Below are 12,338 nucleotides of genomic sequence, written 5' to 3'. Positions count from 1 at the left end.
TAATACAGAAATGTTAGAGCTGGAACTTCAGAAACTTGTTATTGCTCCTTTCTTTGTTTACTGAGTGTTTCCATTAGTAACGCTTTCGGGATTTCATCATAATTATTCAAATGGCCCCGCGACTTCTATAAACGGACAAAGCCAGTAACATAAGTTACTGGCTTAATTAAAAGACGAAAATATTCAGTGTATTAACGATGCTTTTCGGTAAAGTTGAGTACAATTTCGTTAATTTCATCTGGCTTATCAAGCTGCACCCAGTGAGTTGCATCATTCACACGAGTAAACTCAAAGCTGCCATATTCACCGATGAAGTGGGCTGAATCTTTCATTTGCTTTTCACCTAGATAGTAGTCTTGTTCCGACCAAATACCTAAACAAGGTGCTTGAACGTGACCAAGGTCTTCCGCTTTCATTGGACTTTCTAGGTTTAACGCATTGCGATACCAGTTAAGGCCTGGGACGATATCTTTGCCTTCTTTAAAAGCTTCTTTCCAATGTTCCCACTCAGGATGGTTTCGGATCCACTCTTTAAATAGTTTCCAATCTTCAGCAGCGAGCAGGTCTTGCGCCATCGGTAATTGGAAGAAGAAGAAATACCATGACATTTCACGTTGTTGGATATCAGGCATAGTAAGTATACCGAGTGGATGACCAGCCGAAATTGCAGTCAGAGATTTTGTCGCTTGTGGGTAAATACCGGCAAAAGCCCAAGACACAACCGAACCCCAGTCATGACCCACAACATGAGCCTGCTCTATATTAAGGTGATCGAGAACAGCTTTCACATCCGAAGCAAGCATCGTGATGTGATAATGTTCTTTTTCCATTGGCTTAGATGTTTTACCGTAGCCACGCATGTCCAAAGTAATGACACGGTAGCCAGCACTGACAAACGGGTCAACTTGGTGACGCCAAGCATTCGCTGAGTCAGGGAAACCATGAACGAAAATAATAGGTTCACCTTGACCTTTTTCATAAGCCTGAATGGTAATGTCACCATTTATTACTTGGAATTCACGACCTAGATGTGACATATCTGTATTCATATTTTTTCCTTCTTAAAATCAGTAGTCACCAGTGGCGACTACTGAAAAAGTGACAACGAATTATTGTTCTGACTGACCAAACATTTTTGCTAGATCTTGTAAGCCTTTATCGTTTTTCCAATCATAAATAGGGTCAAACAATCCCATTAGCTGAGAGGCTTTAGCGTTGCCACCTTGAGTGACTTTAACTTTTCCAGCTTTTAGCAGATCATCAAAAGTCGCGATATTGTTGTAAATTTCAGCCCAAACTTCTGGTTTCATTTGTACGGTCACATCTGATTTAGCTGTACTCATTTCAGCGTTATCAAGGTAATTTACTACCGCTCGGCTGATTTCAAGTCCGTAAACGTGGTTGTCACCAAAATCGAATTTGATGGTTGCCTCAGTATCACCTGAACGCTCAGGGTTGATACGAATACGGTAGTAGTCAACGTAATCGTTGATATTTTTCATGATAGCTGCAGGTAATGCTGGAACGTTCTTAATGATATTCACTTGTCCACGAAGTTCCGCCGCTTGTGCCATATAGAAAGAACGAGAATTAGTTGATGTTGCACGGTAACCCATCTGTTCAAGTGCATCAGCTTTTAACTCTTTGTTCTCCTGAGTCGGGTTGACCTTGACCAGAAAATCAGAAAGTTGCGCCGACCATAAATAGTCGCCGTTATCGAAGGCTGTCTTCGCTAGATTGTAAACTTTATCTTCGCCGCCCATTGCTGAGACCATGCGTGTCGCTTCGTCTTGTGGGTGCAACTTATTCAAGTGCGTTGCATTACGATCAAATTGTCCGAATAACGCCGTGTAAATGCGTGGCGCCATGATGGATACTTCACCATAGTTTTGCACGAGGATTGGCGATTCTTCCAGGTATTTAGGTAGTTTTACACTATAACGTAGTTCGTCCGGACCTTGGCCCAATGCAATATTTTTTAATGTTTGGTCAAGAACAAACGCCAAACCATCGTGGTAATCTTTCAGGCGCTTATTAATTTTGTCATTACCAACCACTGAAGTTGAATGCGTTGACATTACGATTTCTGGTTTTAGTTCTTTGATTTTTTCTACCGCATTCATCCATTCATTTGGATTACGATAACGTCCACCGCGAGCACTGTAGATATTCGGGAACCATCCCCAAAGAACGTTGTTCACCACGGCTTTTTTACTTGGAATATAAGACATTAGCTGATTCGCAGTATCAGTAGCGATACCGTCCATGTAGAACACAATGTCTAAGCCTGCAACATTAATAGTTTCACCATCATAAGTTGGCGATAAGTTTACTGGTACGAAACCACTTTGGTCTGGCATGATGGTGTTCTTGTATGCCGCATTGTCACCTTTTTCTGGTGTTGCATACGCATTAAATTGTTCAATACTACGACCGATTGTTATACCACTGGTCTCTGGATGGATTGATGCTGCACCGCCATTTTTAGCGATCGAGGCATTAGTATTAGGATGGCCGATGATTTTGATATTGTTGTTGCCACGGGCGGCTTCTTGGTCAACGAAGTAACGCGCCCCAAAAACATAGTGCTCGTGAGAATATACGATTGCTGCAATAGGCTTATCTGTTTCTTTACGCAGCATTGCATAGAACTCTGCTGCATCATGCCCATTGTCACCCGTATCAAAAACAATCAAACCTTCAGGTGCTTCAACCACACTGACATTCAAAATGGAACGAGTGGCAAAAGTCCAAATACCATCGGCAACGTTTATTGTAATTGGATCATCGTAAGAGGCACGTTGCTCACTGTTTACGTCTAAATTCCAGTATTTGGCTGTTTCTAGATTTACTTTAGCGTTATTGCCGTTTTCTGGAAGGTGGGTTAATGGCGTATCTTTCGCATCCATGTAGGGAGAGTTGAAATCAGCATTATTAGCTGCAAATGATGATGTTGCTGTTAACGCCATGATAGAGGCTAGCGCTAGAGTCAGAGTTTTCACTTTCATATTTATAACCTTTGTGTGGTCAATTTCATATGATAATGCCCTTGTAAAAACTATAACTAAAGTTAAGATTAACTTGCGTTTTTTGCAAGAAGGTAGCAAAGCATGGAATTACAAAATCGTTATGTAGATTTGCCATTAGAGCTAATGAAAACGATGGTTCTGCTCTATCACAACCCGAATCTTAAGAAAGTTGGGGACATTCTTAACAAGTCTGAAAGTGCCGTTAGCCGAGATATCACCAAGCTGCGTGAAAGGTTGAATGATCCAATTTTCATTCGAAGTGCTCAGGGTATGGAGCTGACGCCTTTGGTGCAACAACTCGCTCCGCAAGTGGAGCAACATTACAATCAAATAGCGAATGTATTGAAGCAAGCGGCGACTTCTTATACTGATTTTTCACAATATACTCAGCCTATTGTGATTGCGCTTAATTCTTATATCTATCAGTATGCCGCGGCAAAATTGACAAAAGTTTTGCTTCAACATTTTCCGCAAGCGACCGTTCATATCCAACGTTGGGGGAAGAACTCCCTTGATGGTATTGATTTGGGGGATATAGATATTGGTGTGCACTTTAGCAACTTTGAAACCAATAAAAGCATCGCTCAAAGGCATATTTGCAAATACCATGTCTACTTAGCGTGCCATCCCGAAGTGCAAATTACCCAATTAGATGATGTGCATGATAATTTACTGATTGTGTCTAGATTACCTTCTTGGAATGAACATCGTTATCGCCTTTTAGAGAAGCTAAAGCTTAAACCTAAAAAAGTTGCCTATGTTGATTCATTATCTACGGCTTACGAAGTTGTTCAAACCGTGCCGTCGGTTTCATTTCTACCTGAGTTTATCTATGACAGTTCAAAAGTGAAAGCCATAAAATTAGATGACAATATTGATTACTCGCTTTCGTCTTTTTTTAAACAAAGTTATAGCCGAGAACCATTTACGCAGCATCTACATCAGTTAATACAGTCCGTGTTTTCTCCTAAAGAGCCTTGATGTTTGGTTGGACTAAAAGTTGGTCTATCAAAAGTTTTCCGTAGTTGCCTTATTTAGCAAAGTTACTGACAAAGTTTTGTCCAAACACAATTTTGAAGTTACTGTTTGAACGGTAAGTGAATCAACGCAAATCAATGAAAATCCCGCGATTTGCTTTGTAGTCCTTGCAGCTTCTCTGTCATATCAATTAGCCGTCCGGCGATAATGTGCGTGATTTCGCCTTCGCGTTCTAAAATGCCTTTCACCATGAGCACTTTAGCAGTCAAATAGGCTTGCTTTTGCGCTCTGGCGGTGGCTTGCCACACCACCACATTGATATTGCCGGTGTCATCTTCAAGGGTAAAAAACGTCACGCCTGCTGCGGTACCCGGTGCTTGTTTACCTGTCACGACGCCAACTACCGTGACTAACGATTGGTGCGGTTTTGCTACCAGCTCTTTCATACGGCAAAAACGGCCGAGTTGGCCTGCTTGGTCGAGCAAGGTGATTGGGTGCTGGTTCAAAGAGAGCCCTGTTGCGGCGTAGTCTTCCAATAAGGTCTGAACGTCTGACGGCGCTTGCACCGTATAAGGTTCGGGCTCTTCTATCTGACTAAATAACGGCAAATCGGATAACGAATCCATCATCGACCAGCGGGTTTGGTAACGGTTATTGGCAATAGATTGCATCGCATCGGCGGAGGCGAGCCGTTCAATATCGTGGCGGCTTAAGCCAATATGTTTCAGCTGTGAGGGATGTCTGAATCCTTTGCTCGCGCGGGCTTTTATCAGTTGTCGGCTGCTGTCGGGGCTAAAGCCTTTCACTTGTCTAAAGCCAAGGCGAATCGCGAGCTGTTTCCCGCATCGCACCACCTGATGATCGTGTAAAGAGTGGTTCACGCAAACGGGCAGTATTAATACATGGTGTCGGCGAGCGTCTTGCACTAACTGTGAAGCGCTATAAAACCCCATAGGTAAGCTGTTAAGCAGTGAGGTGTAAAAGGCTTCAGGATAATAATATTTTAACCACGCAGAGCAATAAGCCAGAACCGCAAAAGAAGCGGAATGGCTCTCAGGAAAACCGTATTCCCCGAAGCCCATAATTTGGTCAAAAATCCGCTCGGCAAACTCTTGCTCGTAGCCACGGCTAAGCATGCCATCGATCAGTTTGTTCTTAAATTTGACCAAGTCACCGGTTTTCTTCCATGAGGCCATGGCACGGCGCAGTTGGTCTGCTTCACCACCACTAAAACCTGCCGCAACCATCGCCAGTTTGATCACCTGTTCTTGAAAGATAGGTACGCCCATGGTGCGCTCGAGCACCTCTTCGACTTCTTTAGAAGGGTAGGTGACAGGTTCGATGCCATCACGGCGTTTTAAAAATGGATGCACCATATCGCCTTGGATTGGGCCGGGTCGGACAATCGCAATTTGCACCACTAAGTCGTAGTACGTTTTGGGTTTTAACCTTGGCAGCATGCTCATTTGTGCGCGCGATTCTATCTGAAACACTCCGATGGTATCGGCTTTTTGAATCATACCGTATACGTCTTGGTCATCCTGCCTGCGGGTAATTTCCGCGATGGAGAGTTCGGTGTGATGCAGTCGTTTGACCAAGTCAAAGCATTTACGAATAGCGGTCAACATGCCAAGGGCCAAGACATCAACTTTGAGCAGTTTTAAGCTCTCTAAATCGTCTTTATCCCATTGGATGACGGTTCGGTCAGCCATCGCGGCGTTCTCGATGGGTACTAGTTCATAGAGTGGCCCAGCGGCAATGACAAAGCCACCGACATGCTGGGAAAGGTGACGCGGAAAGCCGAGTATCTCGTTAACCAGTGAAATGAACTGCTCGCCTTTCATCGAAGATGGCTCTAAGCCAAGCTCGGTAATCTGCGCTTGCCAGCCGAGGGAACGGTCACGGCGATTAACGTTTTTAATAAAGTAATCGAGTTGGCTTTCTTCTATTCCCAGTGCTTTGCCGACATCGCGTACCGCGCTTTTAAAGCGATACGAAATCACGGTCGCAGCCAATGCGGCGCGCTCACGACCGTATTTTTTGTAGATGTACTGAATCACTTCTTCGCGGCGTTCGTGCTCGAAGTCGACATCAATATCCGGCGGCTCATCGCGTTCCCTACTGATGAAACGTTCAAACAACACCGAGATCTGTCGTGGGTCGACAGCGGTAATCTCAAGACAATAACAAACCACAGAGTTCGCCGCAGAGCCGCGCCCTTGGTAGAGAATCCGGTTTCGTTTGGCGAACATCACAATGTCGTGAATGGTCAAAAAGTAAAACGGGTAGTTCAGTTCTTCGATAAGTTGAAGCTCTTTACTAATCGTTTCTTCTATTTGTGCAGTCGTTCCTTCGGGAAAGCGAATCGCCTTGCCTTTTTCTACGAGCTTACGTAGGTAACTCATCGGCGTTTCACCGTCTGGGACCAACTCGCTTGGGTATTCATATTTCAGCTCACTCAAACAAAACTGGCAGCGCTCAGCGATACGCACGCTCTCATCAAGCCACTCCGGCTTAAACAGCTTGGCGAGTTTATCTTTACTGCGCAACGTGCGTTCAGTATTGGTGAGTAAGTCTGCTCCCATGTGGTCTACCCTGTTGCCGTGTTTGATTGCGGTAAGCACATGCTGCAGAGGCAATCGTGTGGCAGTGTGCATCAGTACGCCACCACAAGCGGTGATAGGCAGTGAAAGCTCCTGCGCAAGACGTTCACAATGCTGTAAGTAGGCTTTATCTTTGGCATCCAAATGGCGCTGTACGCCAAGCCAAAGGCGGTGATTATGATGCTGTGCGAGCCATTGTCCCCATTTTCTATCGCTGGGTTTGTCACTCGGAAGCCAAAGTAACAAACAATGTTTTACCGACATCAAATCCCATTCAGAAAGCTGATATTGACCTTTTTCTGAGCGTCTACGGGCATTGGTGATGATTCGGCATAACTCGGCATAAGCTTCACGGTTTGGGCAAAGCAGCACGACCTGACACTCCTGATTGAGCCAGAACATGCTGCCGATGATCAGTTTTATCGCCAGTTGGTGCTGATTCATCGCGGTATAGGCACGAACCACACCCGCGACCGAGCATTCGTCGGTAATGGCTAACGAGTGGTAGCGGAGAAAGTCTGCTTGCAGGATCAACTCCTCTGCGTGTGATGCTCCGCTGAGAAAAGAAAAGTTGGTCTGACAAAACAGTTCGGCGTATGTCATCGTGACTCTCCGCTAACTGAACAATCCGTGTAGAAACCATTGCTTTTGCTGGTTTCTGAATACCCAAAGCCAGCGGCCTGTTTGGCTACGGGCGATAAAGTAATCGCGTGTCATTTCATCGCCGTCCCACCAGCCAGTTACAAAGCGTTCTGGGCCTTGGATAATCGAGATTTGCTCGGCCAAAGGCTCTGGTGTTGGCAGCATCATAAACGGGCGCAGACGTTTCACTTGTGGCGTGGTTGGGATAGACGTTCCCAGCTGACAAGAGTCCGGCTGACAAAGTAGGGTCGATTTTTCAGGTCTTGGGTCACCAGTTAACGCCACTTTGCGTACGCTGTCTTTGCCCAGCTTGGCTTGCAATAAACCAATCAGCTCCAACTCACTTTGCTGACCTTTGTGACCAGCAAATATATCTTGGCTGGTGGATTCCAGTTCTCCACCGCGTATCAACTTCAGCGTCAAGCCGTGTACTGACGCATCCAGTTTGAGTGACTCCATCGTCAACTGGCATAGGCGCAACCAGCGCTCGGCGTAGTAGTCGCCACAAGCGGAAGTAAAACGAATCTTGCCGTCTGGATAATCTCGTTGGTGCAGAGTAAGTTCTAACTCATAAGCGACTTGGTTACGCAGAGTTAAAAACAGCTCCAATTTGTCGAGCAGTTTGCTCAACGGTTTTTCTAACCATTGAATATTCTCGATATCAAACAGCAGCTCTAAGTAACTGTGGAATTTTTCCGGTGGATGATAAAACTCAATCGGGTGCTTAAACTGCCCCAATAGACGGCCCACATAGTTCACCAGTTCAATGTTAAAGCGGCGAGCAATGTCTTGCATCGGCAGACTGAGTAAGTCCTGCAGAGTGTTGACTCCGACGCGTGACAGCTTTTCAACTTGCTTATCTTCTAGCTCGGTGGCGGTTAACGGGAAATGATTAATGGTATTACGGATTTGCGTCTTATCTTGGCTGAGTAACGCCCGTCCTGACTTTGCCAGCAACATGGCCGAAAAAGGGGAAAAACCGCTCGAATAAAAATAGCGGAAACCCAACTGATTCAGGTGCTGCGAGACTCGTTGCCAGTACGTTTCTAACCCACCATATAACGACAACATATCGATCGCTTTAAGCAATATGCCTTGAGGTGGAAATAGCGCGATATCGGACGTGACCATATACAGCCACTGGGCAATATCATGCAGCGTTTGCTGTTCAATTTTCTCATCATATGGGTGAACTTGAAGCTGGTGGCACAGGGCGCTGGCACTGCCTAACCCCATGCCGTGCTGAATCCCTTGCTCCTCGGCCAGCGTATTACATTGCACCACCTTAAAACGTGTTGATTCGACGATAGCCAAAGGTTTATCGGACTCGTCGGAATAGAGTGCGTCGAGCTGTAGCGCTGGGAAGTGAAGATAGATCCAAACTTGCATGCTTAACCTTGTTTACGCGCAGGAAAAGGAATCACGACCGGATCGGGCTGCTGTAGCGTCAACGATGGCCATAATGTACGCATATCGAGCACAAAACTGGCGTGCGGCCAGCCGCCTTTGCGTTTAGTGATGGTGACTTCAACTCCCAAAGCGTGGGGCAGTAGCGTCATGCTCAAACTGACAGGTAAAGAAAACAGGCTCTTTCGCTCTGCTTTGAAAAGAAAAGAGAGGCAATTGCCCGTTTCGCTTGCGACTTGTAAGCGCCGTGCCTGATGAACTTCTAAGTCGGCTTGCCACAACAATACGTTGCTGCACGCGCCGCTTTTTAAACATTGCTCGGCAGCCCAAAGTGCTTCTTTTGCCGTTTTCGGGTAGATCAACAGGATCTTATTCGCGTCGAGTCCTTCCGCTGACAACTGTTCAGCAGAGAGATAGCCCGGAGGCTGAATAAAAACAGACAAACGTTCGTTGCTGGTGTGCTTTAAGTGCGGCGTCAATAAGCGCAGCTCGCCAATAGCTTGCGGTGTTTGTAGCTCGACGACACCATGTTTTGGAAAGCCGCCCTGTAATTTACGATCGAGAAGATCGTAGCCAGTTGAGTAGTGCTCTTCTGACTCAGGAGTTTGGCTACCCTGCCAAAGCCATTGTTTCTGCTTAAGATGTTCTATCAATTCATACATAACAAAATACCTGTATATATGTACAGTATAAATTATTATAGAACGACGGCAAGAGATCGGTATATCAGACGGATAAAAAAACGCCTTGTGGCTGAGAGTTAGCTCACAAGGCGTTGATTCTAAATGATCTTATTGTATGGCGATTATTTTGGTTGCGCGTCGATGCATTGACCATTGACGGCTTTGCCTTCTGGCGCCATCAAGTAAAGGTAAAGCGGCATGATATCCAGAGGTGTTTTCAGTAGCTCTACGTCTTCTGCAGGGTAAGCTTTTGCACGCATACTGGTGCGCGTACCGCCTGGGTTAATCGCGTTAACGCGGATCGTAGTGTCGCTCAGTTCATCCGCTAGGATCTGCATCATGCCTTCGGTGGCAAACTTAGACATCGCGTAAGTACCCCAATAAGCGCGCCCACTGTGACCAACGGTTGACGAGGTAAAGACAATGCGTGCGTCTTCCGACTTATGTAGCAGAGGGAGCACCGCTTGAGTCATCAGGAACTGAGCTTTAACGTTCACTTGCATGATATCGTCGTAAGTATCTTCGCCGATTTGATCAAATGGGCTAAGCACACCAAGTAGACCTGCGTTGTGAAGCACACCATCAAGACGACCAAACTGACTTTCGATCGTATCGACCATGTCGATGTAATTCTGCTTAGTTGCGCCTTTCATATCCAGAGGGATAATTGCTGGCTGTGGGTAACCAGCCGCTTCGATTTCGTCGTAGGTTGCTTCCAGCTTTTTCACTGTGCGGCCGAGCAAAATAACCGTCGCACCGTGCTGTGCGTAAGAGATTGCGGCTTGTTTGCCAATACCATCACCAGCACCGGTAACGAGAATAACTTTACCTTTCAGGGCATCTGAAGAAACAGCATATTCCACGATGTGTATCCTTTTGTAATGTTCTGCTTTAAGTCTTCGTGACAAGGTGGTTACAATACACTAATTCGCATATGAGGGGATATCACATTGGAATTTTTGTTGGACTATGGGCTGTTTTTAGCCAAGATTGTGACTTTTGTAGTCGCAGTGATTGCGATTTTAGTGATTGCTAAAGCTGTGGGCGGAAAGAGTGGTGCCGCGAAAGGGGAATTGGAAATTACTAACCTAACTGAGCAACATAAAAACACCGTTGATCAGTTGGAGCACCACCTGCATGACGACGCGTTTTTAAAAGCGCGTGATAAAGCAGAGAAGAAACAAGAGAAAGAAAAAGCCAAAGCTCGTGAGAAAGAAGTGAAAAAAGCGTCGAAAGAGGGCGACCTAGACGCACAGCGCGAACCTCACCTGTTTGTTCTGGACTTCAAAGGCAGCATCGATGCGAAAGAAGTGGCTTCACTACGTGAAGAAGTGACGGCGATTCTCGCGGTTGCGCGTGAAGGCGATGAAGTGCTACTGCGTCTTGAGTCCGGTGGCGGTATGGTTCACGGCTACGGCTTAGCGTCTTCTCAGCTAGACCGCATCAAAGCCGCTGGTCTTCCTTTGACGATTGCAGTGGATAAAGTCGCGGCAAGTGGCGGTTACATGATGGCATGTATCGCAGACAAAATTGTCTCTGCACCGTTTGCGATTGTTGGCTCAATTGGTGTGATTGCGCAGCTACCAAACTTCAATAAGCTACTGAAAAAGCATGATATTGAATTTGAACAGCTGACCGCTGGCGAGTACAAGCGTACCCTAACTATGTTTGGTGAAAACACCGATAAAGCGCGTGAGAAGTTCAAAGAAGAGCTGGAAGAGACACATGGCCTGTTTAAGAACTTTATCCGTGACCACCGCCCAGAACTGGACTTGGATAAAGTCGCAACAGGCGAGCACTGGTTTGGCACTCAAGCACACGAGCTAGGTTTAGTCGATGAGATCAAAACCTCAGACGACATTGTCGTGGAAGCGTGTAAAGACAAAACTGTATTGGCGATTCATTACGTTGAGAAGAAAAAACTGGCGTCTAAACTGGCAGGCATTGCCGGTGAAGCCGCAGACAACGTGCTGATGAAACTGATCGACCGCGGCCAACGCCCGATTGTTTAATCAGCAACTGAAAAATGTGCTAGAGCAAAAGATATGTTTATTCGTGCGTGAATAGTCATACTTTATTACATTATTTCTAGTTAAATATTAGCGTACACATTATATATAGTGTGTACGCTTTTTTATTTCCTAAAGTTTTATTACATGTTCTTTTTTCTTGATTAATCGAAGAGAATTGCTTTTTACTGTGTCAGTAAACAAATAATAATTTAACTAGAGCTGTGTAATTCTTGATTAAATATCGAGAGCTGATGCTATAGAGTCATTGATGAGCAAGTTTTTGGGCGCTATTAGCTCAGAAAGTAAAGGTGATGTTAGCGTATTTTAATTAAGGTAAATTAGCAGAACTAGCTACACGATAAATACTTTATTGTGATTTAATTACAAGGGAAGTAATTCGAAAGTCCGAGTGTTCAACGAGAAAAATAACCGTACCCGGTGTTGTTAAAATCTAATGTATAAAGTTATTCATCAGAAAATAGATATATCGGCTGGGATTTAGTGAGTATTACTGAAAGCTGATTTTAAACAAGGCAAATTATAATATGCGAAACAAACAATCCGTGGCGGTGGAGACAAGGTCCCACCATTTAGATAACTATCGCTCTCCCGACTTAATACGTGAGTTTAGTGAAGTATTTATTGATAGTGTTGCCAATAATTTAGAGGACCGATTTAAAGCTAATTTACCAACGTTTTTTCAGCATTATGCCCCCAAAACAGTTGAGTATTGGCTTGAAAAATACATTGAATGCACTGTACTAAACCACTGGCCCCGCGAGCATGGTATGTTTATGCTCGCGCAAGCAGCAGAACTTGCAAGGGGACATTGGATTATGCATCGTCATCAAGGTGAAGCGCTTGATATGAACTGGTTTGATCGTCAGTTTCAGCTAGATACGTACATAGTGCGGCGCGATCTTGATAATTCGGAAGACAGACTAACAGCCTGGTTAACGAACATTAGTGTGGCGGTGCTGTGTA

At 45.2% G+C, this 12,338-nt stretch carries 9 protein-coding genes; 3 read left to right on the top strand and 6 right to left on the bottom strand.

Annotated features, from left to right (window positions below; all coding sequences use genetic code 11):
- Positions 1 to 191: 191 nt before the first annotated feature.
- Together HCZ42_RS03845 and HCZ42_RS03840 are read right to left on the bottom strand one after the other, a co-directional pair.
- Positions 192 to 1,049, bottom strand: a complete 858-nt coding sequence (locus HCZ42_RS03845; RefSeq protein ID WP_050482087.1) for an alpha/beta fold hydrolase — start codon at positions 1,047 to 1,049, stop codon at positions 192 to 194.
- A 60-nt stretch (positions 1,050 to 1,109) separates the two neighbouring features.
- Positions 1,110 to 3,008, bottom strand: coding sequence for an alkyl sulfatase dimerization domain-containing protein (locus tag HCZ42_RS03840; protein WP_167419439.1), 1,899 nt, complete (start codon positions 3,006 to 3,008; stop codon positions 1,110 to 1,112).
- A gap of 102 nt (positions 3,009 to 3,110) precedes the next feature.
- Between HCZ42_RS03840 and HCZ42_RS03835 the strand changes: the two genes are divergently transcribed.
- Complete coding sequence (locus tag HCZ42_RS03835) at positions 3,111 to 4,010, top strand: LysR family transcriptional regulator (protein WP_167419438.1); 900 nt, start codon at positions 3,111 to 3,113, stop codon at positions 4,008 to 4,010.
- Positions 4,011 to 4,141: 131 nt separating this feature from the next.
- Here HCZ42_RS03835 and HCZ42_RS03830 read toward each other — a convergent pair whose 3' ends face one another.
- From HCZ42_RS03830 to HCZ42_RS03815, 4 genes are all read right to left on the bottom strand, one after another.
- A complete protein-coding gene (locus HCZ42_RS03830) occupies positions 4,142 to 7,213 on the bottom strand; it encodes an error-prone DNA polymerase (protein ID WP_167419437.1) in 3,072 nt (1,023 codons plus the stop codon).
- A gap of 12 nt (positions 7,214 to 7,225) precedes the next feature.
- Positions 7,226 to 8,641, bottom strand: a complete 1,416-nt coding sequence (locus tag HCZ42_RS03825) for a Y-family DNA polymerase (protein WP_167419436.1) — start codon at positions 8,639 to 8,641, stop codon at positions 7,226 to 7,228.
- A gap of 2 nt (positions 8,642 to 8,643) precedes the next feature.
- Positions 8,644 to 9,321, bottom strand: a complete 678-nt coding sequence (gene imuA, locus HCZ42_RS03820; protein ID WP_167419435.1) for a translesion DNA synthesis-associated protein ImuA — start codon at positions 9,319 to 9,321, stop codon at positions 8,644 to 8,646.
- Between the two features lie 143 nt (positions 9,322 to 9,464).
- On the bottom strand, positions 9,465 to 10,205 hold the full coding sequence (locus HCZ42_RS03815; RefSeq protein ID WP_167419434.1) for a YciK family oxidoreductase: 741 nt from the start codon (positions 10,203 to 10,205) through the stop codon (positions 9,465 to 9,467).
- 87 nt (positions 10,206 to 10,292) lie between these two features.
- On the opposite strand from HCZ42_RS03815, the gene sohB reads away from it, so the two are divergent.
- The gene (gene sohB / locus HCZ42_RS03810) at positions 10,293 to 11,354 is read left to right on the top strand and encodes a protease SohB (protein WP_167419433.1); all 1,062 of its coding nucleotides are present in this window, start codon (positions 10,293 to 10,295) and stop codon (positions 11,352 to 11,354) included.
- 545 nt (positions 11,355 to 11,899) lie between these two features.
- On the top strand, positions 11,900 to 12,338 hold a 439-nt coding region (locus HCZ42_RS03805), incomplete at its 3' end, for a hypothetical protein (RefSeq protein ID WP_167419432.1).

This window comes from Vibrio hepatarius (assembly GCF_011806575.1).
GTDB classification, from domain to species: Bacteria; Pseudomonadota; Gammaproteobacteria; order Enterobacterales; family Vibrionaceae; genus Vibrio; species Vibrio hepatarius_A.
This window is presented reverse-complemented; position numbering and strand designations above follow the sequence as displayed.